Source organism: Lysinibacillus sp. NPDC056220 (assembly GCF_049315265.1).
In the GTDB taxonomy this organism is placed as follows: domain Bacteria; phylum Bacillota; class Bacilli; order Bacillales_A; family Planococcaceae; genus Lysinibacillus; species Lysinibacillus pinottii.
In genome coordinates, this window is the sequence record NZ_JBMOXD010000011.1 from 1 (window position 1) to 24,063 (window position 24,063).

General features: G+C 38.8%; 23 protein-coding genes. 11 read left to right on the plus strand and 12 right to left on the minus strand.

What is annotated here, in order from left to right; all coding sequences use genetic code 11:
• A partial coding sequence (locus ACOZBY_RS20395; protein ID WP_422762647.1) for a beta strand repeat-containing protein occupies positions 1 to 1,897 on the plus strand: 1,897 nt, incomplete at its 5' end.
• A gap of 139 nt (positions 1,898 to 2,036) precedes the next feature.
• Here ACOZBY_RS20395 and hemY read toward each other — a convergent pair.
• From hemY to hemE, 3 genes are all read right to left on the minus strand, one after another.
• Complete coding sequence (gene hemY, locus ACOZBY_RS20400; RefSeq protein WP_012292194.1) at positions 2,037 to 3,458, minus strand: protoporphyrinogen oxidase; 1,422 nt, start codon at positions 3,456 to 3,458, stop codon at positions 2,037 to 2,039.
• 14 nt (positions 3,459 to 3,472) lie between these two features.
• Positions 3,473 to 4,393 carry a ferrochelatase gene (gene hemH, locus ACOZBY_RS20405; RefSeq protein ID WP_422762648.1) on the minus strand — a complete coding sequence of 307 codons (921 nt, stop codon included), beginning with the start codon at positions 4,391 to 4,393 and terminating at the stop codon, positions 3,473 to 3,475.
• Between the two features lie 147 nt (positions 4,394 to 4,540).
• Positions 4,541 to 5,590 carry a uroporphyrinogen decarboxylase gene (gene hemE, locus ACOZBY_RS20410; RefSeq protein ID WP_422762649.1) on the minus strand — a complete coding sequence of 350 codons (1,050 nt, stop codon included), beginning with the start codon at positions 5,588 to 5,590 and terminating at the stop codon, positions 4,541 to 4,543.
• A 418-nt stretch (positions 5,591 to 6,008) separates the two neighbouring features.
• On the opposite strand from hemE, the gene ACOZBY_RS20415 reads away from it, so the two are divergent.
• Positions 6,009 to 6,524, plus strand: coding sequence for an antibiotic biosynthesis monooxygenase family protein (locus ACOZBY_RS20415; protein WP_012292190.1), 516 nt, complete (start codon positions 6,009 to 6,011; stop codon positions 6,522 to 6,524).
• A 58-nt stretch (positions 6,525 to 6,582) separates the two neighbouring features.
• Here ACOZBY_RS20415 and ACOZBY_RS20420 read toward each other — a convergent pair whose 3' ends face one another.
• The gene (locus ACOZBY_RS20420; RefSeq protein WP_036160494.1) at positions 6,583 to 7,764 is read right to left on the minus strand and encodes an ABC transporter permease; all 1,182 of its coding nucleotides are present in this window, start codon (positions 7,762 to 7,764) and stop codon (positions 6,583 to 6,585) included.
• Complete coding sequence (locus ACOZBY_RS20425) at positions 7,748 to 8,497, minus strand: ABC transporter ATP-binding protein (protein WP_036165492.1); 750 nt, start codon at positions 8,495 to 8,497, stop codon at positions 7,748 to 7,750. The genes ACOZBY_RS20420 and ACOZBY_RS20425 overlap by 17 nt, the downstream gene beginning before the upstream one ends.
• Before the next feature lie 104 nt (positions 8,498 to 8,601).
• Between ACOZBY_RS20425 and ACOZBY_RS20430 the strand changes: the two genes are divergently transcribed.
• The 6 genes from ACOZBY_RS20430 to ACOZBY_RS20455 all read left to right on the plus strand — a co-directional run bounded on the left by ACOZBY_RS20430 (position 8,602) and on the right by ACOZBY_RS20455 (position 11,923).
• A complete protein-coding gene (locus ACOZBY_RS20430; protein ID WP_012292187.1) occupies positions 8,602 to 9,015 on the plus strand; it encodes an HIT family protein in 414 nt (137 codons plus the stop codon).
• A 148-nt stretch (positions 9,016 to 9,163) separates the two neighbouring features.
• Positions 9,164 to 9,700, plus strand: coding sequence for a tryptophan transporter (locus ACOZBY_RS20435; protein WP_036160491.1), 537 nt, complete (start codon positions 9,164 to 9,166; stop codon positions 9,698 to 9,700).
• Positions 9,701 to 9,832: 132 nt separating this feature from the next.
• Entirely contained in the window at positions 9,833 to 10,228 is a 396-nt protein-coding gene (locus tag ACOZBY_RS20440) for a YtxH domain-containing protein (protein ID WP_031418274.1), read from the plus strand.
• Positions 10,229 to 10,385: 157 nt separating this feature from the next.
• The gene (locus tag ACOZBY_RS20445) at positions 10,386 to 10,946 is read left to right on the plus strand and encodes an HTH-type transcriptional regulator Hpr (protein WP_008173331.1); all 561 of its coding nucleotides are present in this window, start codon (positions 10,386 to 10,388) and stop codon (positions 10,944 to 10,946) included.
• Between the two features lie 175 nt (positions 10,947 to 11,121).
• Entirely contained in the window at positions 11,122 to 11,667 is a 546-nt protein-coding gene (locus tag ACOZBY_RS20450; protein ID WP_031418273.1) for a DUF3267 domain-containing protein, read from the plus strand.
• Positions 11,668 to 11,737: 70 nt separating this feature from the next.
• Positions 11,738 to 11,923: a hypothetical protein gene (locus ACOZBY_RS20455; RefSeq protein ID WP_008173337.1), complete on the plus strand. Its 186-nt coding sequence runs from the start codon at positions 11,738 to 11,740 to the stop codon at positions 11,921 to 11,923.
• Between the two features lie 178 nt (positions 11,924 to 12,101).
• Here the strand turns inward: ACOZBY_RS20455 and ACOZBY_RS20460 are convergent, their stop codons facing one another.
• The gene (locus tag ACOZBY_RS20460; RefSeq protein WP_004230765.1) at positions 12,102 to 12,206 is read right to left on the minus strand and encodes a YjcZ family sporulation protein; all 105 of its coding nucleotides are present in this window, start codon (positions 12,204 to 12,206) and stop codon (positions 12,102 to 12,104) included.
• Positions 12,207 to 12,349: 143 nt separating this feature from the next.
• On the opposite strand from ACOZBY_RS20460, the gene ACOZBY_RS20465 reads away from it, so the two are divergent.
• Positions 12,350 to 13,330: a peptidylprolyl isomerase gene (locus tag ACOZBY_RS20465; protein ID WP_036217592.1), complete on the plus strand. Its 981-nt coding sequence runs from the start codon at positions 12,350 to 12,352 to the stop codon at positions 13,328 to 13,330.
• An 86-nt stretch (positions 13,331 to 13,416) separates the two neighbouring features.
• Here ACOZBY_RS20465 and ACOZBY_RS20470 read toward each other — a convergent pair whose 3' ends face one another.
• The 4 genes from ACOZBY_RS20470 to ACOZBY_RS20485 all read right to left on the minus strand — a co-directional run bounded on the left by ACOZBY_RS20470 (position 13,417) and on the right by ACOZBY_RS20485 (position 19,926).
• Positions 13,417 to 14,721: a methyl-accepting chemotaxis protein gene (locus ACOZBY_RS20470; protein ID WP_031418271.1), complete on the minus strand. Its 1,305-nt coding sequence runs from the start codon at positions 14,719 to 14,721 to the stop codon at positions 13,417 to 13,419.
• Positions 14,722 to 14,885: 164 nt separating this feature from the next.
• Entirely contained in the window at positions 14,886 to 15,821 is a 936-nt protein-coding gene (yhaM, locus tag ACOZBY_RS20475) for a 3'-5' exoribonuclease YhaM (protein ID WP_036165476.1), read from the minus strand.
• Entirely contained in the window at positions 15,818 to 18,706 is a 2,889-nt protein-coding gene (locus ACOZBY_RS20480; RefSeq protein ID WP_036160485.1) for an ATP-binding protein, read from the minus strand. Before ACOZBY_RS20480 ends, yhaM begins: the two co-directional genes overlap by 4 nt.
• A gap of 5 nt (positions 18,707 to 18,711) precedes the next feature.
• Complete coding sequence (locus ACOZBY_RS20485; protein WP_012292176.1) at positions 18,712 to 19,926, minus strand: metallophosphoesterase family protein; 1,215 nt, start codon at positions 19,924 to 19,926, stop codon at positions 18,712 to 18,714.
• 268 nt (positions 19,927 to 20,194) lie between these two features.
• Between ACOZBY_RS20485 and ACOZBY_RS20490 the strand changes: the two genes are divergently transcribed.
• Positions 20,195 to 20,380 carry a YhzD family protein gene (locus tag ACOZBY_RS20490; protein ID WP_008173354.1) on the plus strand — a complete coding sequence of 62 codons (186 nt, stop codon included), beginning with the start codon at positions 20,195 to 20,197 and terminating at the stop codon, positions 20,378 to 20,380.
• A gap of 46 nt (positions 20,381 to 20,426) precedes the next feature.
• On the opposite strand, the gene ACOZBY_RS20495 is transcribed toward ACOZBY_RS20490, so the two are convergent.
• Positions 20,427 to 21,209 carry an enoyl-CoA hydratase gene (locus tag ACOZBY_RS20495; RefSeq protein ID WP_036165470.1) on the minus strand — a complete coding sequence of 261 codons (783 nt, stop codon included), beginning with the start codon at positions 21,207 to 21,209 and terminating at the stop codon, positions 20,427 to 20,429.
• Between the two features lie 139 nt (positions 21,210 to 21,348).
• Between ACOZBY_RS20495 and ACOZBY_RS20500 the strand changes: the two genes are divergently transcribed.
• Positions 21,349 to 22,320 carry a rhodanese-related sulfurtransferase gene (locus ACOZBY_RS20500; RefSeq protein ID WP_422762650.1) on the plus strand — a complete coding sequence of 324 codons (972 nt, stop codon included), beginning with the start codon at positions 21,349 to 21,351 and terminating at the stop codon, positions 22,318 to 22,320.
• Between the two features lie 66 nt (positions 22,321 to 22,386).
• Here the strand turns inward: ACOZBY_RS20500 and ACOZBY_RS20505 are convergent, their stop codons facing one another.
• Positions 22,387 to 24,036, minus strand: coding sequence for an FAD-binding dehydrogenase (locus ACOZBY_RS20505; protein ID WP_422762651.1), 1,650 nt, complete (start codon positions 24,034 to 24,036; stop codon positions 22,387 to 22,389).
• Positions 24,037 to 24,063 lie beyond the last annotated feature (27 nt).

The window sequence follows — 24,063 nt, forward strand, 5'->3', positions numbered from 1 at the left end:
GGCTACTGGGGCTACTGGGGCTACTGGGGCTACTGGGGCTACTGGGGCTACTGGGGCTACTGGGGCTACTGGGGCTACTGGGGCTACTGGGGCTACTGGGGCTATTGGTGTAACAGGAGCTACTGGGGTTACTGGCTCTACCGGCGCTACTGGCGCTACTGGTGATATCGGACCTACCGGGGCCACTGGGATTGCTGGGGTTACTGGAACTACTGGGGCTACCGGCGCCGCTGGGATTGCTGGTGTTACTGGAACTACTGGGGCTACCGGCGCCACTGGGGCCGCTGGGATTGCTGGCGTGACTGGAACTACCGGCTCTACTGGGATTGCTGGGGTTACTGGGGCTACCGGCTCTATTGGCGCTACTGGGGTAACCGGCTCTACCGGGGCTACTGGGATTGCTGGCGTGACTGGAGCTACCGGCTCTATTGGCGCTACTGGGGTAACCGGCTCTACCGGGGCTACTGGGATTGCTGGCGCTACTGGTGATATCGGACCTACTGGGGCTACTGGCGTGACTGGAGCTACTGGCGTGACTGGAACTACCGGCTCTACTGGGATTGCTGGGGTTACTGGGGCTACCGGCGTGACTGGCGCTACCGGGGTAACCGGCTCTACCGGGGCTACTGGGATTGCTGGCGTGACTGGAGCTACCGGCTCTACTGGCGCTACTGGGGTAACCGGCTCTACCGGGGCTACTGGGATTGCTGGCGCTACTGGTGATATCGGACCTACTGGGGCTACTGGAGTTACTGGTGTAACAGGAGCTACTGGCGTGACTGGAACTACCGGCGCTACTGGGATTGCTGGCGTTACTGGAACTACCGGCGCTACTGGCGTGACTGGTAATATCGGACCTACCGGGGCCACTGGCGCTGCTGGGATTGCTGGCGTGACTGGCGCTACCGGCTCTACTGGCGCTACTGGTGATATCGGACCTACTGGAGCTACTGGGGTAATTGGTGTTACTGGAGCTACGGGCGCTACTGGTTTTACTGGGGCTACTGGGGCTACTGGGGCTACTGGGGCTACTGGGGCTACTGGGGCCGCTGGAATTGCTGGCGTGACTGGCGCTACCGGCTCTACTGGTGATATCGGACCTACTGGAGCTACTGGGGCTATTGGTGTAACAGGAGCTACTGGTGCTACTGGGATTGCTGGGGTTACTGGCTCTACCGGCGCTACTGGGGTAACCGGCGTTACTGGCGCTACTGGGATAACCGGGGTAACCGGCTCTACTGGAGCTACTGGGGCAACTGGGGCTGCTGGGATTGCTGGCGTGACTGGCGCTACCGGCGCTACGGGTGATATCGGACCTACTGGAGCTACTGGGGCTACTGGTTTTACTGGTTTTACTGGAGCTACTGGTTTTACTGGAGCTACGGGACCTACTGGGGCTACTGGTTTTACTGGACCTGCGTTTACTGAAGGATTCTCTGCCTTTAAAAACACATTGACAGTTAGTGGATCTACTTCAATCACTAACTGGAGTGTAGCGTCACCATACTTTACAACACCTGCTTTCAATCCAACTACTGGAATATTCACTGTACCAACTACAGGTAGGTATTCCTTTGAAGCAACCATTAACTACTCCACTTCTGCGGCCATTACTGTTACTTTAGGAGCGGGAATAAACCCTTCATTTGCAATTAGGCAAAATGCTACTACAAATTTAATTAGTGGCCTGTTCCCTGTACTAAACGTCAATGTGGCACTTGTATTAACGTTACGAGCAGTTCTTGGAAATGGCACAATCACTTTAGCAGGAGAAGTGAATTTAAATGCTGGAGATACGATTGATTTGTTCTATGAAGCCAATGGATTAACTATCTCTCTTATACTAGGCGGAGCAAACTCTGGCGGTATCGTTTGGTCATGTCACCGAATTTCTTAGAACAACGTTATTCAAATTTTCAAAATATAGTTATGGAAATAGCAAACTATGAAATAGTTAGTTTGCTATTTCTTTATATTTTGAACTTACTGCAATAAAAAAATAGTACAAACATAATGTTTGTACTATTTTGCTTCTACTAACAAAAAATTTCCGCCAACACTTCCTCAGCAACATGTTTACCTTGTTGCACACATTCGGGGATGGATATTCCTTCGAATGAGCTACCTGCTAATTTTACAGTTGGAAAATGTTCTCGTAATTCCTGCTTTATGCGTTGGACCTTCGCCTCATGTCCAACGGTGTATTGTGGCATTGCATTTCTCCAACGTGTAACCACTGTCGTTACGGGTTCTCCATCTATACTGATAGTTTTATTTAAATCCTGTAGCACTGTTTTTTCTATCTCAGTATCTGATAATGCGACAATCGCCTCATCTCCAACTCGACCAATGTAACTACGTAATAGCACATAATCATCAGGCGTGGTACCCGGCCATTTTCGATTCATCCACGTACATGAAGTTATTGAAAAATCACTATTTCGAGAGACATAAAAAGATAGCGCGTCTAAATCACCAAGCTGCTCCTTTTTAAATGCCATTGTAACGGTTGCGATAGTTGCAGCTTTCATTGTCCCTAGTTCATTTAACAAATTATACTTACTGAACATCTTATCCGCCATATTAAAGGGTGTAGCAATAATTACTGCATCTGCTTTAATATGTGTGAAATTGTTAAGCATTACATGTACAGACCCATCTTTTCCATGTTCAATTTCTTCCACTTTGACACCTTTCATTACTGTCCCAGGAAGTAGAGATTCCTCAATACTTTCGATTAAGGTTTCAAGTCCATTACTAAACGTTTGAAAAATCCCTTTATTTTCATCAATAACATCATTACTCAAGAAATTTGTTCCTGCCTTTTTCATCCCTACTAATAAGCTACGATATTTTTGCTCTAGATGATAAAGCTGTGGAAAAGTTGAACTCATACTTAATTGCTCAATATCCCCTGCAAATGTCCCTGCCAGTAATGGTTCAACTAGGTTTTCAACAACCTCAGCGCCAAATCTTCTTCTAAAAAATGACCCCAATGGTTGATCATCGTCCTGTACGGAACGCGGGATAAAAAAATCACCCGCCGCGCGAACTTTACCACTTAGTGAAAACAAACCTGATGTAATGAATGACGAGATATGTGGCGTTTCTCCTGATAATAAATGGCTTGGGATTGGGTATAACTGACTTCCGACAGCCACATAGTTAGGTCCTGCATTACTTGTCATGATTTTTTGTTCAATACCAAGATCCTTCGCTAAAGCATTTACATAATTTTCTCGGTCAAAAAAAGATTCTGGTCCACGCTCAATAATAAAACCATCTTTTCTTAGTGTTTGAATTTTTCCGCCAAGACGTAATGACGACTCGACAAGTACGATATCTAATGGCAATTCTTTTGTGCTTGCTTGTTTTTGCATATAGAACGCAGCTGTAAGGCCTGTAATACCACCACCTACAACAACTACCTTTCGTCTTTTCTGAGTCACCAACATCATCACTTTCTTTTCGCTTAGCTTAATTTTTTATAAATCGCATCGACCATCGCATCAATAAATAAAGGGTGTGTATTAGGCATTGACGGACGATAGTATTTTGCGCCTAGTTCATCACAAACAACTTTACATTCAAAATCATTATCATATAACACTTCTAAATGCTCTGTTACAAAACCTACTGGTGTATAAACAAATGAACGGAAGCCTTTTTCTTCATAGAGCTCGCGTGTTAAGTCTTGAACATCTGGACCAATCCAAGGCTCTGGCGTCTGTCCTGCTGATTGCCAACCGACCTCAACGTTTTTCAAATCAGTTGCTTCTTGAATAAGTCGAGCTGTTTCAATTAATTGATCCTCATAAGGATCACCTAAATCTTTAATCTTTTCAGGAAGTGAATGCGCTGAAACAATTAAGCAAGCTGTTTCACGTTCTTCTTCTGACATTGACTTAAACGTATCATTGACTTGTTGTTTCCAATACTCAATAAATTTAGGTTCATCATACCAAGATTCTACTGATGTAATCGTTAAGCGATCCCCTGCTGCTTCTACAGCACGGCCATTATAAGATTTAATAGAGAATGTTGAGAAATGAGGAGCTAAAACAATGGATACCGCTTCTTTGATGCCCTCTGCCACCATTTGCTCTATTGCGTCCTCAATAAATGGATGAATATGCTTTAAACCAATAAACAATTTATATTCTACAGTATCCTGAACTTCATTTAAGCGGGAACACAATGCTTCAGCTTGTGCCTGTGTTGCTGCCGCTAAAGGAGATAAACCTCCAATCGCTTCGTAGCGACTACGTAAATCTTCTAAATGCTCTTCCGAAGGTTTGCGACCATGACGAATATGTGTATAGTAAGGTTCAATATCCCCTTCTTTATAAGGTGTTCCGTATGCCATTACCAATAAGCCTTTAACTTCTTTCATTACCCTTTTCACCTCTAAAATTGTTTTATGTTTTATACATTATGTGATAAAAAGAAGCTGTCCAATCTATTATCTTGGACAGCTCCCTTTCTATGATAAAAATTTCATACATAGAAAAGGACATAATTCACATTTGAATTCGCTTTTTTAAGAACGATTTTGTATTTGTTGTGCACTATATTCATGAATAAGTGTCGTTAAACGTTTTAAGACCACTGGATCAACCTCAGGGAAAACACCGTGGCCTAGGTTAAAGATATGACCTGGCATTTCTAAACCTTGATCGATAATGTCCTTAGTTCGTTTTTCAATGACTGACCAATCCGCCAATAATAGCGATGGGTCTAGGTTACCTTGGACTGGTTTTGTAATGCCATTCCCGCGTGCTTCTTTTATTGGTAAACGCCAATCTAAGCCGACAACATCAATCGGTAAATCATTCCATTCCTTCGCTAAATGACTTGCACCAACACCGAACTGAATTAATGGCACGTTTTCTTTTTGTAATTCCGCAAAAATTCGCGTCATAATTGGTTTTATAAATACACGGTAATCCTCCACATTTAAAGCACCCACCCAAGAATCAAATACTTGGATTGCTTTTGCACCAGCTTTAATTTGGGCAGTTACATCTGCAATAATCATGTCAGCAAGTTTATCCATTAACGCAAACCAAGCTTGCGGTTCTGACACCATGAATGATTTTGTTTTGTTATAGTTTCTAGAAGGACCCCCTTCAATCATGTAGCTGGCTAGTGTAAATGGTGCTCCAGCAAAACCAATCAACGGGACATTTAATTGCTCTTCTGTCAAGATTTTTATAGTCTCTAGTACAAAGGGAGTATGCTCTTTGGCATTGAATTCACCTAAATTGTCTACATCTGCAACTGAACGAATTGGATTAGAAATAACAGGACCAACACCTGCTTTAATTTTTACATCTATGCCAATTCCAGGTAGAGGTGTGACAATATCCTTGTATAATATAGCTGCATCAACGTTGTAATTTTCAACAGGTAGACGAGTGACATACGCACATAGTTCAGGTTGATGTGTAATTTCCTCTAAAGAATATTTTTCTTTGATGGCACGATATTCTGCCTGAGAACGCCCTGCCTGTCGCATATACCATACTGGCGTGTGTGTCGTTTTTTCTCCACGAGCAGCACGCAGAAGTGTGTCGTTAAAAGTTGTCATGAATAATTCCTTCCCCTCGATAAATTCATTACTATCCATACGCTCTCGGGTAATTGTTTCCAGATTTCTTTCTGTTTACTCAAATAGCTTCTCTTCAAAATCTGCAATACCCATCAGAGACTTTATCTTGAATCAGTGGGCTTACCACTTTCTATAGCGGAAAGAGTCTTCTGTATCTTATCCATTGTTTTAGTACAAAAAACATTTGCTGAATCAAGAAAAAAATGTATTATTTATTCCATTATTATTGATATCCGTTTCCAATAGTAAACGCTTCCTCTGTTATTGTATAGTTATCCTAGTGAAATGTCATAAAATTGTTCATTCTAGACAGATTCTTTTTAGTCAAAGCTTAGACTTATGCTAAAAAGGGTATAATCACGCTATAATTAGCAAGATTCATAAGGAGGATAAATTGATGAATATTTATTTAACTTCTGGTACTGGTGATTTTTTAGAGCAACTGAAAAATAAGTATCCAAATGAGCATATGATCTTAATTCACGGAGAGGGAAACTCCGTATTAATTCATGAAACAGAAGGAAAATCTGTTTTTGCCACACCCCGCAAATTTGAAGTGTTAGATTCGGTAAACGAGCTAGAAGAACATGGATTCTTTGTTCTTAATAATATTCCCGTAACAGATGAAGGTCGCCCTGTTTTCGAGCATCGCTTTTTACAACGCTCACATGCCATTGAAGATGAGCCAGGATTTGAGTCCTACCGATTACTTCGTCCCATCAAAAGTGACACTTATATTGTCATGACTCAATGGCATGGACCACACTCATTTGAAGCTTGGAAAAGCTCTAAAGCCTTTGAAAAAGCTCATGCTAAAAGAGATGATTCAACAGGAGTAAATCAGCAGAACATTTTCTCAGCAGCTTCCTACGTAACAACTTATAGTGCTATGCCCAAAGAGCAATCAGAATAGATCTACAACAAATAAAAGCTCATCTTCTCAGTGCAGTACTGGGAAAATGAGCTTTTCATTATTTAGATACTTTCGCAGTCAATTCGCTAATTACTAAAACAATAACAACTACAATGTAAAACATAGGCTGTGTAATTGCACATAATCCAACGATGATTGCTTGTGTAACCATAGCTAGACGTACAATTTGCTTCACAGCTAGTTGACGAGCATTATCTGGCAATGGAAACAGCATATCCATGCGGAATTCTCCACTTGATAGTAATGCTTGCTTTAATTGAATAGTCGTTGCAAAGCTTAGTGCCCCAGCTACAATCCATGTAACTATCGGAATGTCTACAAAGGCTGCAATCACTCCTGCAATTGCCGTAAGACGGAGCCATAAATAAAAATGATCATCTGTACGGACAAAGGTGCGAAACACCAAATATTTTTGAGAATTTTTTTTACCATATGGTACGAATTTATAGAGCCAGTCCATCCATCCTCGACGTCGAATGCTTCCATGTAGATGGGGTACCTCTGTAAAGTAATTTGCAAAACGATAAAAACTCATCATACGATTTTGTTCAAGCTTTACAAAATGTTCATAAGGTACTGGTTCGCCGACAGATTTTTTTCTAAAGACAATCATATAAATGATGCTAATGACTGTAGCCACAATGGTTAGGAGCAACTGAGCTTGCAGACCCATATAAACAGCTGCAGCAAATATTATTGCTCGAATCAGCCTGTCCACCCAAACCATTTGACCACGTTCACTATATCGATAGCTAAATTCTCCTCGAACACTTATATATTTCAGTACAATCACTAGTATGAAAATGGACCAAATTTCAATTGTTGTTAAATCAGTCACTGCTTTTAATAACGGGATACTGACGATGTAGACGATTGCTACAATCCACACCTGAGACCAAAATGTCCAAGCTAAAGCCTTGCTGAAATAATGTGACATTTTAGATTCTAGGGGCAATAGGTATACCTGGTCTGGCTCTCTCAATAATGTAGTAGGACGACTAAAAGCCAATAAAATGCCTATAAAAACAGCAATAAGTATTTCAGCTGGGAAATCTGTCTGTACAACTTTCAACCATTCACTATATTGGTAGCCTCCTGCTCCAATTAGAAATACAAGCACAATGGCAATATGCCCTGTAAAAATAAATTGCATATATTTTTGTACTTCTCCTATATAATGCATGAAGCGAGAGGACCATACATCACGCAAGTTCTTCATGGTCCCGCTCCTTTGTCATTGCAATATAAAGATCGTCTAACGTTGCATTAGGCATCGCAAATGTTTGACGCAAATCGGCCATCGTTCCTTGTGCTCGAACTCTTCCTTCGTGCAATAATATAATTCGATCACAATGCTTTTCGGCTGTTGACAAGATATGCGTAGACATTAATATGGAAGCACCTTCTTTTTTCTTCTCATCCATTTGATCTAATAATGATTGAATCCCCAGAGGATCTAACCCCACAAAAGGTTCATCAATAATATAAAGACTAGGATTAATTAGAAAGGCACACATAATCATAACCTTTTGACGCATTCCCTTTGAAAAATGCGAAGGAAACCAGTTTAATCTTTTCTCCATTCGAAATTCCTTTAAAAGTACCTCAGAACGAGCATCTAGAGTTGCCTTATCAATACCATAAGCCATCGCTGTTAATTCTAAATGTTCCCTTAATGTTAGCTCATCATAGAGCACGGGGGTTTCAGGGATATAAGAAAAGGCTGTACGATACTTGTCCGTATCTTCCTTTAGCGTTACCCCATTAAGGTAAATATCCCCTTCCTTTGGCAACATTGTTCCAATTATATGTTTAATCGTTGTGCTTTTCCCAGCTCCATTCAAGCCAATTAAGCCAACAAGCTCTCCTTTTTCAATAGTAAAAGATAAATCTTTAATAACAGGTTTTCTTGTATATCCACCTGTCACATGCTGTACCTCTAATACTGACATATCCTCACTCCTCTTCTTGTTTTATATTTTATCAAAAATTAGCAAATGATACAGGTTTGAGTATGATAGAATGAATTTACATATACGTTAAGGGGGAAATTCTCATGAGCGATTGCCTATTTTGCAAAATTATCGATGGATCCATTCCAAGTACAAAAGTTTATGAAGACGAACATGTCTATGCATTTACAGACATTTCGCCAGTTGCAAAAGGTCATACCTTACTAATTCCAAAGCATCACTGCCAAGATCTATACGAAATGCCAGAGGATGTTGCACGTAATTTATACGCTGTTGCACCGAAGATTGCGAATGCCATAAAGGCAGCGTTTGAGCCAATAGGTTTGAATACAATTAATAATAATGGGGCGGCAGCTGGACAAACTGTGTTCCACTATCATCTACATTTTATTCCGCGTTATGACGAAAAAGAAGGCTTAGGTTTAGTTTGGCAAACGCAAAAATATTCACCTGAACAATTGGCTGATGTGGCCGAAAATATTAAAGCTCATTTATAATTTTTTGTCATATATTAACATTTTAATAACCCAATTACTGTATTGCAAATATAAAAATTTTAGCGTACAATCACAAATAAGTTTCGCTAACGGTCACGAGGACACGTTGGGAAACTAATAGATTAGCTCAGTCGAGGAGAGATTAAAAATGAATACAAAGAATTTAGTATTAATGGCCCTTTTAGTTGGTATCGGAGCGGCACTATATGTCGTGACACCGGGAATGATTAATGGCATGAAGCCTGATTTCATGTTAACAATGATGTTCATTGGCATTTTATTATTTCCTACAGTGAAAGAAACGTTTTTACTTTCGCTAGCAACAGGGGTACTTTCAGGTTTGTTCACAACATTTCCTGCTGGTCTAGTTCCGAACATTATTGATAAAGCGGTGACAGGCTTTGTGTTTTTAGCTGCTTTAGTTATTCTAAAAAGGATAGCAAAGAGTTTCGCTGTCTCTGCATTTTTAGTTGGTTTGGGTACTATTCTATCAGGTACAGTCTTTTTAGCAGCAGCACTTTTTGTTTTCAATGCAAATGTAGGTGCAACGTTTACAATGCTATTTATTGGGGTTGTCCTTCCAGCTGTAGCATTTAATGTCGTTGCTTTTGCTATTATTTATCCTATTGTAGCAAAATTAGTGAAGCGCTCTAAATTTGTAACAGCCATTTCTCAGATTTCATAACTATTGACTTTAAACATTTAAAAGAAACTGCACTGTGATGATCTATCACTCGTTCAGTTTCTTTTTCTTTTTGTATTCATGCTTTTCATGGTTTAATAGTAGATAAACATGACAAGAAATGAGGTATATATTATGAAAGCAAAACCATTTTTAATTGGACTAGCAACAGGTATTATCGGTGGAACAGCTGCTGTTTTGTTCTCAACTCCACAATCAGGCCAGCAGTTACGTACAACTTTAAAACAAAACGTAGATCAAACAAAAGGCATGCTCCTCGATGTTAAACAACAAGTAGGGACTGTGAAACACTCTGTCAATACTTTAACAAACGAAGTTAAAAATAATATCCCACAAATAATAAATGATTTAAAACAAACAATTACCACTTTTTCAGAAGAAATAGAGCCAAATAAAAATAATTTGCAACAAGAATTAGATGCTTTACAGAATTCGATAAGCGAAATCGAGAAAAACATTGCACAATTCACAGAAAACAAGGAAAAACCACAGAAAAAAATAAGCGACTAAAGTCCTCTTTAGGAGCTTACTTATCTATTTTTTCATCAAAAACTATTGCTATAATATTATTTTTTAACCACTTTTCAATTTTTGAATTTTTCTAACTTTAAACTTTTTTTCTTTACTGCTATAATATTTTTAAAAATGTGAAAGAAAGCAGTAGGTGATGGTATTGTCAGAGGAATTATACACACAAAAAGAAGCTATGCTTTATAGTCAAAGAATCGCGCAATTATCGAAAGCACTATGGAAAGCGGTTGAAAAAGATTGGCAACAATGGATTAAACCCTATGATTTAAATATTAATGAACACCATATTCTGTGGATTTCCTATCATTTAAAAGGGGCATCTATTTCCGATGTAGCAAAGTTTGGAGTCATGCATGTATCTACAGCATTCAATTTCTCCAAAAAATTAGAAGAACGTGGCTTCCTTAAGTTTTCAAAGCGAGATGACGATAAGCGCAATACGTATGTTGAGCTAACTGAAGCTGGTACAGAGCTCATTGTAGAGATGAATAAAAACTACCATAATACTTATCATTCTGTATTAGAAGGATCATTGGCCTTAAAGGACTTATATGGCCGTTTCCCAGATTTTTTAGACGTAATGGCTGTCATTCGTAATATTTATGGTGAGGATTTCATCGATATTTTTGAACGCTCCTTCCAGCATTTTCGTGATTCCTTTGACACGCTTGAAGAACGTCCAACTGTAAAAGGATAAATAAAACTATCGTACAGATATTTTCATGGGGATTCTTGTTGTGCTAGCAGGAATAAATTATGTGAAAGGAGGTATTTCAGAAATATTTCTGAAGTACCTCCTTTCTCTTGCATTCTAAGACAATTCAATTTACATTAAATAGGACACTTCCTATTTTCGGAGTTGATAATAAACTATGCACTGTTGGAAAATTTTAAATCTTGAACATCATTACGGCACTACGCGTATTATTATAATGGGTGTTATTACTTTTTTATCCGTTTTTTCCGTATCGTATGTGACGTTTAATTTATTTAATGAAGAGCACTACACCGATCATTTATTCTGGCTCTTTGTAATAGCCGTATTAACACTTTATCCGGTTCACAAGTTTCTACACTTTTTAGCTCTGTACGATTTACGACAGCATCTTAAATTGCGTGTCCGTACGCAATTTTATCTAATTCCTGTTCTACACATGCGTATTCATGAGCCATTATCCAAAAATCGCTATATACTAGCACTTCTTACGCCTTTTATCGTTCTCAATACTAGTATTATCATAGGTACTTGGCTACTACCAGCCTATACACATTACGGTACATTGCTGTTAGCATATCACTGTAGTCTATGTTTAATTGATATACTTTACGTGAAATATTTATTGAATTCACCAAAAAACTCACAAATTGAAGAAACACCAAAGGGCTATGAGATTTTAGTTCCACCAACTGTTCACTAAATTGCTTGTACTTGTTTTTTAATGGCGTTCTTTGTTATGCTATTACTATTGAAAGAGGGGAGGAATAGACTTGCTATTAATGATTGTAGTTCTATTCTCGGTATTCTATTTATTTCAAATTAACCGTATGACATATGCTCTATGTATGCGACGTGAAATTCCCGAAGAAAACCAGCCAAAAATATTCCGAACTATAAATATACTTATTACCATTTTACTTGTCTCATTTTATATTGAAATTTTATATGCAGTATAACAATCGAAAAGTAAAATACATTCACGTCCGCACGCTACAAGATAAGTTGAGTCCCCATTAAACAACTTGTTCAAACCATTACTAACGGCTTGGATCTTTGGCATGCGGCGTGAAGTACTAACATTGTTAAGAAAAGCTAAGAGTTAAAAGAGCTCTTAGCTTTTCACTGTTTTATTAATTAGTATAGGAACGCTGCACCAACGATAATTAATAAAATAAATAACACAACTAATAAAGCAAAGCCTGAGCCGTAGCCACCGCCACCGTATCCTCCGTTGCCCATAACTTCACCCCCTTTCTTTTCTATATCCTATGCGCTTCAAAATTTGAAATATAGGCAATACTCAAGGGGGAACCATTTTGTTTTTAAAACGTTTATGTTATAGTAAAAAATGGACGAAACCATGTTAGGAGAGAATATCCACTATGAAAAAGACAGTTTTATCTTTAACTTTAGCTGCTTCTGTTTTAGCGCTTGGTGCGTGTAGCGGCGGAGATAGCAAAGCAATCGTTACTTCTAAAGTTGGCGATATTTCAGTTGCTGACTTTAATGAAAAAGCCAAATCTTTAACAGGCTCATATGTATTACAGCAAATGGTGACTGAAAAAGTATTGTCTGACAAATATGAAGTAACAGATAAAGAACTTAAAGAAGCTTACGATACAACAGCTTCACAATTTGGTGATGGTTTTGCACAAGCACTAGCTGAAAGTGGCTTAACAGAGCAAGGCTTTAAAGATTCATTACGCGTTCAACTTCTTCAAGAAAAAGCTTTAAAAGACCAAGCCATTAAAGAAGAAGATGTGAAAAAATACTACGAGCAAATGAAAACAGAACTAAATGGTCGTCATATTTTAGTAGCAGATGAAAAAACAGCAAAAGAAGTCATTGAAAAAATAAAAGGTGGCGCTAAATTTGCTGATGTAGCAAAAGAGTACTCTACAGATACAGGCTCTGCACAAAAAGGCGGCGAACTTGGATGGTTCTCAGTTGGTTCGATGGTTGATGAGTTTAACGATGCTGCTTATGCGCTTGAATTAAACACTTTAAGTGAGCCGGTAAAATCTAGCTTTGGTTATCACGTAATCGAAATTACGGAGAAACGTGACGTGAAAGATGTTGGTTCATTTAAAGATGAAGAAGAAAAAATTCGTACAACTATGTTAAGTAAACTGAACCAAACAGGTGAAGCACAAACTATTCTAAAAGACATCGTTGCGAAAATGGCAAAAGATGCGAATGTTAAAACTTCTGATAAAGATTTAAAAGATTCCCTAGAATTCTTTACGACTACAAGTGAAGAACAAGCTAAAGCGGCTGAAGAAGAAGCTAAAAAAGCAGAAGAAAAAGCTTCTAAGGAAGAATCTAGCGACAAAGCAGAAGATACAGATAAAGAATCTAAATAATTCAGATGATGTCCTTTTCCATTTAAAGAGCGACATCCTCAAAAAAAGGGAGCATCTCATCATACAGATGCTCCCTTTCTCTTTTGTTATTTTACTTTGAACTGGCTTATTTCGGCTTGTAAGTCATTCGACATCGTCTGAAGGACATTTGCTGCACTTGCAATTTCCTCGTTAGACGCAGTTTGTTGCTCTATAGAGAGCGCGATATGCTGTATACCTGAAGATGTGCTATTTGCAATATCAACAATTTCTTTTGTTGCAGAATCGGTTTGGCTTGCCTTGTCATTTACACGCAATACTATATCCGTAACTTCCTTGGTACGTTGGCTAATTTGTTGTAAATAATCTACAATATTTTTAAAGGCACCACCTGTCTGCTCAACAGCCTCTCGCCCTTCCTCCACAAATTGTGTACCACTATTAATAGCAGAAACTGCGCTTGATGTTTGACTTAAGATATCATCTACTAATGTTCTAATATTGTCAGCAGCCTTCCCAGATTCCTCTGCTAGTTTTCTTACTTCATCTGCCACAACCGCAAATCCTTTTCCAGCCTCTCCTGCACGTGCCGCCTCTATGGAAGCATTCAGTGCAAGCAAATTTGTTTGATCCGTAATACTTGTAATTAGTGCCACAATAGTACTAATTTCCTTCGATTTTTCCCCTAGCGCATTAACAACCTCTGTTGATTGGTGTACAGATTCATTAATGGTATTCATTTTTCCAATCGTTTGTTCAATTAACTGTAATCCTAAATCAGCCTTTTGATTCGTTTCATTCGCTATATCTGCAACTGCCTGGACTGCGGATGAAGCATGGTCCATATCTTTGGAAATTAAGTTAGCGGAGTCCGATAATAAGTCCATTTGCTTCAATTGCCCTTCTGCACTAGCAGCAATTTCTCTAATGGCAACAGAAATGGTTTCAACTGTGTTACTACTTTGCTCAGTAATAGTAGTAAATTCATTTGTAAAAGTAGAAACATCCGAAGATGCTTTATTCGCCTTTTCAATAACTGTACCTATTTGCTCTAACATATGATTAAATTCCGTTGATAATTGACCAATTTCATCTTTCAATTTATCATCTATACGAACTGTTAAATCGCCATCCGCAGCTTCCGTCATTGCCTTTAAGACGCGCTTTACACGTTTTAAGACGATATACCTTGTACATAAAGAAATAATAACAGTACCAATAAATAGCGAAATAAATGTATTAATGGCCACTCCTGCACTACCATTTAACGCCACTACCTTTTCGATTTGTTGGCTGACGAACTCAGAAATATGTGAGCTAATAAATAAACTGATACCAATAGCTAGTATCATTTTGAAAATCAAGCTTTTCCAAAATTTTATTTTACGTGAAACAAGTCCCTCTTTATCCATTGTTTTTCCCCATTCCTATAAATTCTTCCTATATTCTAAAATAAATACAGTACTGGTACAATGGATAGGTACTGAAATTCCACAGATATATAGATAGACTTATAAAAAAGCTAGCTCATCCAGTTATTTTGAAACTAAAATTTCACAAATAATGTGTTGAAAGATTAAAATGTTGGTTTATAAAATGATCGATTATCCAGAGGGAATAGTCGCTCTGTAAATTCACCAGGTGCTGTTTTACCTAATGCTCTAGTTAGCATATTCATCTTAGCATCGATGTTATCAATATAATGTAAAATTTCTGCTTCTTGAACCATCGGCTTTTTCGGACTACCCCACTCTTCTTTGCCATGGTGAGATAAAACCATATGCTGCAAAAGCATCACTTCTTCACCTTCAATTTCTAGTTCATTAGCAATCTTAGCAATTTCATTCACCATTATCGTAATATGTCCTAAAAGGTTTCCCTCCACTGTGTACGTCGTGGCAACTGGTCCAGACAGCTCCACCACTTTTCCAATATCGTGCAAAATAATACCTGCATATAATAGATCTCGATTAAGAGTCGGATATAAATCAGCAATGGCCTTACCTAGTTTTAGCATAGACACCATATGATCTAATAAGCCAGAAGCATAATCATGATGATTTTTAGTAGCCGCTGGGAACACTAAAATGGCATCCTGGTGTTTTTTAATGGCCGCTCTCGTAATACGTGAAATATTTGGGTTTTTAATATCAAAGAAAAATTGATTTAATTCTTCAAAAAGTTGTTCCTTTGGTGTTGCAGAGGAGGGTACTAAATCATGAATGGCAACTCCTTCTTCTGGCTTTGCCACACGAATAGCTTTGATACGCAATTGATTTTTCCCTCTATAGTCGTGAATTTCTCCACCGACACGTACAATGGCTTCAGCATGATACATCTTTTCATGATCTTCATTTGTATCCCAAAGCTTAGCCTCAATATCTCCACTTTTATCTTGTAATATTAGCGACATAAATGGCTTCCCAACAGTAGTAACTCCTTTTGTCGCTTGTTTAATTAATAAATATTGATCCACTGATTCTCCAACCTGAAGCGTTGTAATTCCTTTCATGTTGACGCCACTCCCCTTTCATTTGCTAGTGCTCCTACATCTATAATTTGCTCTTTTGGCCAATGTTTGAGCATTTCATCATGGCAAGTAAAATATAAAATTTGACGTTCATATCCTACTTCTTTCATTAATTGTACCATTTTGTCTGTACGGTTTCGATCAAAATGGACAAACGGATCGTCCATAATAATCGGGAATGGCGCAGAGGTTATCAACGTTTGTGCAAGTGCCAGACGTAATGCAATGTAGGCTTGCTCCTTAGTTGCCTGCGATAATTCAACCATTTGATAACGGATTCCCGCCACATCTTGCGCCATAAAGTAGCCTTCGTCGTGAATCGTAAGTTGAACGTAGCGCCCTCCTGTAAGTAATTGGAATATTGCATTAACCTTCGATAAAACATGTGGTAATTTTTCTTCCCGAAGACGAAATAATGTTTCATGAATAGCAGTCGCCACAGCCTTTTTCGTTGCCCAATGCTCAATCATTTGCTGTAACTCCGATTTTTCCTGCTCAAACTCTTGAAGTAGTTGGCCATATTTTTCATCATTTAATAGCTGTTCTTTTTCAATTTGCAATGCAGCACGATGTTCAAGACATCGGTCTATATCCATTTGCAAAGAAGCTTGCTCCTGCTCTAAAACCCGCATATCCTCGATAACAGAGTCCTCTTTTAAACCAACATTTTCAGATAAATCCAACGAGGCTATTTGAGCCTGAACCGTTTGAAGCTCTGTCATTATTTTTCTTTGATGCTCAAATTGCTCATATCTCTCATAAAAAGCTTGCTCGTTTTGCACCTCCGCTTCGTTCAATAGCTGCATCATATCAGCTGTATAACGATCTATTCGTGTTTGTCCACTTTGTAGCTTAATCTTGATGTCAGCTAGCTGAGCTTGTGCTTGCTGCACTTGCTGTTGCTGTTGCTGTGCGTCCAGATAGGCTGTTCGTAGATACATATATATTTCATGTTCATTATAATTTTCATTTAATACTAGTTGAAGCTGTTCATAAAGGCTGTTCTTTTCATCCTGAACTTCTTGCAAAAGGCTTATTGAGCCCTCCCTTTTAACCGCCAATTCTTGAACACTTCGTATACGCATAAATAATTCGGGCATTAACGTTCTAGCTATCGTACCTTGTAATCGATAGCGTTTTAAAAATTGCTGCAATGACTGCGTAGTTTCTTCACTCTCCAGCTCCGCTTGTTGAATTTTATATTCCAATTGAGCATATTGTTGCTCCTTCTCACTTTGCTGTTCATGGACATGTAACCAACGATCCTCCAATCTTTGTTTCTTTAGGAGTATAGTTTGTACAGTCATTTCATCCTGCTCTAATTGTCGTAAGAGGTGACTATTTTCTTTATCGGACGTCTCCGTTGCTGGTCTAACAAACTTTATCAACCAAATGGTTATGATGGTCAAAATAGCACCAATAATGGCCACTGCCACATTTTTTTGGAATATCCCATAAACAAATGATAATAAACCAATTAATAAAATCATCAAGGAAAAATAATTAGGCTGCCTTTGTTTAGTCCGTTGCGATTTGGCAGCACGCAATTGCTCTAGCCTCCGCTTTTGTTGAGGCCACTGTGCTAAAATATGTTCTTCTTCCTTTGTTAATGACTCCTGCTTTAGCCTTTGCTTTTGTTGCGTTATGGCATCTAATGCTTGATGGACTTGCTCTAGCGAATGTAAATGAAACTTTAGCTCATCCTCCGCCTCCTCCAGCCTTTTTAATTGCTGTTGAAATTGCTGTTCCTGCTGTAAGGATACTGTTTCTCCAAGAAGAATGTTCTGTGCCTCTTTTTCTTGCACACCTAATAAACGAAACTGCGCATCTATTTCTTGCTCAAGCATAAAGAGATCATCCCGTAAGTTTTTCTCCTTCACGATCAGCTGATGCCATGTTGCCTCTTTTTGCATAAGGCGGCCCATTTCATTTACAGTTTGCTCATTCACTGTCGCGAGCACTTTGTCCTGTAGCAATTGATATTGTTCTTTTAATTGCAGCAACTGCTGACTTTCATGTAAAAGTCGGTCCTTTACTTGTTCATATCGTCTTACACCTTCTGCTGGAAATTGAACATGCGGATCATTACCTAATGCTTGCTGCAACATCTGTTGTTGCTTGATAAGAGGCAAGGCCTGCTTTTGAACCGTTAAGTATTGCCATTGTTGTTGTTGCTTTTTTTGAGTGGCATAAAGTTTCTCAAGGTTTTGCTCAAGAAGTTGCAATTGTTGTAATTTATTCTCAAATGTTTGGATCTTACCTTGCTCGTGTCTAATCATTCGCTCGAGTTGCTTTAACTGCTCAATTTTTTGATTGATTACTGGAACTTTACCTGTCTTCTTAAATAGCTCATTGGCCTCTTTATCCATTTTTTTCTCAAGAGCAGACAAGTGCTGGATACCTGTTGTACCAGAGGAGAGGAGAAGATGTGTTAGTTCCTCCTCAGACATTTTTTCAATGCCCTGAAGCTCATGCAATGAAAAGGAAAAAATGGATTCAAAGGATGCTCTAGAATAGCCATATAAAAGCTTAGCTAACAGCTCCTCCTGTCCTGTTGTACCATCTTCAAGATAAACAGTAACATCACCTGCAGCCTTGCCTTTCACACGCTCAATAATGCATGAACCATAAATAGGGTGTAATAGTGTCAGCTGACCACCGAATTTCGTCGATGCTTTTGGTTCATATTTGCGCTGTGTCTGCTGTCTTGTTGGAAAGCCAAAGAGCATTTGTAAAACAAATTGCTGAATCGTTGTTTTTCCTGCCTCATTTAATCCATAAAAAATTGTAACGCCTTCATTTAAGGGAATCGTCACGTTTTCATGCTTACCAAAGCCATAAATTTGTAGTTTTTTGATTGTTAGCATGTGCATCACGCCCTTTGAATTTCTTCCGCCAATAGTGACTGTGCATTGTGCGTTAGATTCTTTATATCCTTTTCAGATAAAGGCTCAATCAGCCGAGCGCCACCAGCATACTGGTATAAGTCTTTTAGTATATCCTTCCAGTCATTACTATCCCATTGCTCCATTAAACTTACGACTGACTGCGTAGCAGCAGAATATTCACCATGAATCGAAGGTTTTTGTAACACCATTTTTTGTACCCAACACATTGGCTCAATACCCTCTTCTGCCTCTCGAATGGTATCCAGCCAAGTGTCCACCGTCGCATGCTCAAACAATGCTTCTGTTTGCTCATCAATATTTTTTAAATAAAGCTCAACTACCGCCGCTCCCCATGAAGTACGATTGACAGCAATTGCTTCTTCACATCTTTTAAGTAATTCATTAGCATGAACGATATTTGTACAATCCACCTCTATCGTGGTATAAACAATAGCGGAGGTAGGAATAAAATCTAATTCACATGCTGTTTGAGATAAAGTTACATCATAGCAACCTTTTATTCCTTGTTCTTTACGATGACGACTTTGAATATTGCCTGGATAAACTATAGGAGGGTTTTCATGTAACAGTTGTCGTTTATGAATATGCCCTAGCGCCCAATAATGATAATTCTTTTCAAGCAGTTGCTGTTTGGTAAATGGCGCATACAAAGCATGTGACGTATCACTAGCCTCACTGCCATGCAACATGCCAATATGAATTGCATGAGAATCTTGAGCGATTGGAAACGTATCAATAACAGACTCCTTCAGGTGGCGTTCACTATAGCTGAAGCCGTATATACAGACTTGCTGACCACGGATTTTCAACTGGACAACACTTGTTTCAGCCGGTAATTCATAAACATTACTTGGTAAAGAAAAACGTGTCCAAGTTCCTTTTAAATGATCATGATTCCCGTAGCTAATAATTACAGGAATATTGTGTTGAAAAAGTTTCTCCATTGCATCTTGAAATTTTCTTTGGGCTTGTAAACTGCGATTTTCACCATCATAAATATCTCCGACAATTAATAAAAAGTCTGGCTGCTCCTGAATTGCCTTCTGAATAATTTTATCAAAAGCATCAAAGGTACTTGATCGAATTTCCTTTAAAATGTGTTCAGGTAAGCCAAATAAGCCCTTAAATGGACTATCCAAATGTAAATCTGCCATATGAAAAAAACGAATTTCTGACATCCAATCACCCCAACTATAGATATTTCCCACCTCAGTTAGTTACTACAAACTATCAACCAAAGCAGTCATATATGATTACAAAACCGAATATTTGTTCTATTTTATCATACTTCCCTATTTATGAAAAATGGTAATGCTTAAAAAAAAGCGTCGACTTACTTTTTCCACAATTTTCGTAATTCATCAAATAGTTTACTAGTTTTACCGTGAAGTTTATAAATCTTCTATGTATAATAGATATATATTTAAATAAAAGGGTGGGGTTTGTATGGAGAACTATCGTTTCACAGCTTTCGAAAAAACAGGGGAAACATTGTTTGATGAAACATGGACATTTGAAAATGACGAAGCTGCTAAATTAAATGGCCAACAACAAATTGAAGAAAAAGGTGTTGCCAACAAAACTCATCGTCTAGTAAATGCTTCAGGTAAATTAATTTTATTCCATGTTTAATAATTGAGAAAAGGCACGTAGGATATCTACATGCCTTTTCTTATTTTTATTTTCCTACAAAGACAGGTGTTCTTTTCTCTACAAAAGCATGAATACCTTCTATATGATCTGTCGTTTTACGCATTGTTGATTGTCCTTCTGCTTCTAGTGCAAGGATATTTTCCAGCTGTGGTAAATTTTGAGCATGTAAAATGTTTTTTGTCGTAATCATAGAAGAAATAGGTGAAGCAAGCATTTTACCCACAAGCTGATCTGCCATTGCAAATACAGTGCCATCTGGTGCCATATAGTCGATTAATCCTGCATCTAATGCTTCATTTGCAGTAAGCACCTTCCCTTCCCAAATCATTTGTTTTGCTTTAACAGTCCCCACACGTTCCTTCATAAAGAAGTGACCACCTCCATCTGGAATCAGTCCTATCCCTATGAAGTTCATAGCTAGTTTACTATTTTCACAGGCCACAACAATATCCGCCCCCAGTGTTAAACTAAAGCCAAGACCTGCCGATGCGCCATGAACTGCCGCAATGACTATCATTGGCAGCTGATAATAGGCCTTAACGATGCGTGTAAGATAACCCATCGCCTCATCAATATTTAAAGGCTTAGTTGAATCAAGCATCGCCTTAATATCGCCTCCAGCAGAAAAGACCTTCCCTTCTCCACGAATAACAAGTACTTGTATATCTTTTTCCTGTTGCAAAGCCTCAAAGCATTCAGCGAGTTCTCGCATCATAACGTCATCCATCGCATTCATCGCCTGAGGACGATTCAAAGTTAACGTTGCACGTCGATCTAGCTTTTCTACAGTAATTGTTGAAAATTCCATCTCCATTACCCCCAAATATGAATAGTCATTCACTATGTACTATTCGTGTTTTTTTAGTAAACTCCTTCTCTGCTAAACAAATTTACCTTCATTATGCTATATTAAAGGACGAATATTGTTATAAAGGTGGTTACGTATTTTGACACAAAAAGACTATCGTATATTACTTTATTATAAATATGTTACGATTGAAGACCCTATAGCATTTGCTGAAGAACATTTAGCAGTATGTCAAGAACTCGGACTTCTTGGCCGCATTTTAGTTGGTCACGAAGGGATTAACGGAACGGTTTCGGGGACTATTGAACAAACAGATGCTTACATGAATCATATGAAGGCTGACCCTCGCTTTAGTGATATCATGTGGAAAATTGATGAAGCTGAAGGACACGCTTTCAAAAAAATGCACGTTCGCCCTCGCCGCGAGATCGTTCACTTAGGCTTAGAAAATGATATCAATCCTTTAGAGATAACAGGGGATTATTTATCTCCTAAGGAATTTATGGAACAAATGCAAGAAGAGAATACTATTATTATCGATGCACGTAATGACTATGAATACGATCTTGGCCATTTTAGAGGCGCGGTTCGACCTGATATTGAAAATTTCCGCGACTTGCCAGCATGGATGGAAACACATAAAGAAGAATTCGCTGATAAAAAGATTTTAACTTACTGTACAGGTGGAATACGCTGTGAAAAATTCTCTGGTTGGTTAAAACGTGAGGGCTATGGAAAAAGTGTTGGTCAATTACATGGTGGAATTGCCACATATGCAAAAGATTCTGAAGTAAAGGGGCAACTTTGGGATGGGCAAATGTTTGTTTTTGATCGTCGTCGCAGTGTGCCAATCAATCAAGTGGAGCATATCGTTATCGGAAAAGATTATTTCACAGGTGAACCTTCCGAACGTTATACGAACTGTGCAAACCCTGAATGCCATAAATTAATGCTATGTGAAGAAAAGCATGAATCCTTTTATATGCGCAGTTGCTCTGATGAATGCCGTCGTGCCAAACGTAACTTCTTCGTGGAGGAGCATGGCTGGACGGTTCATCAAATCGAAGAACAAATCGCTAGAATTGCAGTTGTCCAAAACGCAAAATCATAATCGCTGTCATTATTACTTGGTGACAAAAAGAGCATCGTTTATAACGATGCTCTTTTTACATTGGCATTACACTTCTGCTAAAAAACGCCCTACCTGCCTACCACTAAATAAACAGCCACCAACAAACGTACCTTCTAAAGCGCGATAGCCATGAACACCACCGCCCCCGAAGCCGCTTACTTCACCAGCAGCAAATAGTCCTGGAATAGGCTGACCATCCATCCCTAATACTGCTCCATTTAAGTTTGTTTGTAAGCCCCCTAAGGTTTTTCTTGTTAAAATATTTAATCGTACCGCAATTAAAGGCCAATTTTTAGTATCTAAAATTTTATGTGGCTTGGCAACACGGATTAGCTTATCCCCAATATAATTTCTGGCACCATGAATGGCGTTCACCTGTATATCTTTTGTAAACTTATTATCCATTTCTCGATCCCTCGCTAAAATTTGCTCTTTAATTTTCATGAAATCGAGTAAATCATTGCCTGCTAGTTTATTCATTCCATTTACTAGTTCTCTTAAATCATTTGCAATCACAAAATCCTCACCATGATTTTTAAAGGCTTGGATTGGAGCAGGTGGTCCGGGCATGATCCTTTTTAAAACATCACCAATGCTTTTGTTTGTTAAATCCGGATTTTGCTCCGAGCCAGATAAAGCAAATTCTTTCTCAATAATTTTTTCTGTTAAAATAAACCAGGAATAGTCATAGCCTGTTTTTTGAATCGTTTCTAGTGTACTGAGCGTATCGAATCCAGGGAAATTAGGCGCATGAAATCGGTTACCTTCTGCATCAAACCATAAAGAGGAGGGGCCTGGCAAAATTCGTATTCCATGATTAGGCCAAATCGGATCCCAATTTTTTAATCCTTCTGTGTAATGCCACATACGATCACGATTCACAATACGTCCCCCTGCATGCTCTGTAATTTCAAGCATTCTTCCATCTACATATGCAGGAACACCACAGACCATATTTTTAGGAGGGGTCCCTAATCGTTCTGGCCAATTTTTTCTCACTAAATCAAAATTGGCCCCGATACCACCACTTGCCACAATAACGGCTGCAGCCTCATACGAAAATTCTCCGACTCCTAATCTTGAACTTTTTTCCCCTCGACTGATAAAGGTTTCTGCTAGTACTGTGCCACTTATCCCCATAACCTTTCCATCTTGTTGAATAAATTCATCCACACGATGTCGTGGTTTAAACTCAATATAGCCATCTTTTATTGCCTTTTTAACTTTATCCACAAAAGGCTTGACAATGCCTGGACCTGTTCCCCATACAATATGAAACCTCGGCACTGAATTCCCGTGTCCACCAGCATGTGAGCCACCCCGTTCTGCCCAACCAACAACAGGGAAAAATTTAATCCCCTTTGACTTCAACCAATGATATTTTTCACCCGCAGCAAAATCGACGTAGGCCCTCGCCCATTTGTATGCCCAGGAATCCTCATCTTCTAAACGATCAAAACCTGCTGTCCCTAGCCAATCCTGCCATGCCAACTCCTTACTATCCTTAATGCCGAGCCTTCTTTGTTCAGGAGAATTTACCAAAAATATGCCACCAAAAGACCAAAATGCCTGTCCCCCCATTGAATTTTCAGGCTCTTGATCTACTAAAAGTATTTTTTTCTTTGCATCGACTAACTCGCAGGCTGCCACTAAGCCTGCCAGTCCAGCACCAACTATTGCAACATCGTATTTCATTACTACACCCCCAAATCAATCATCCTT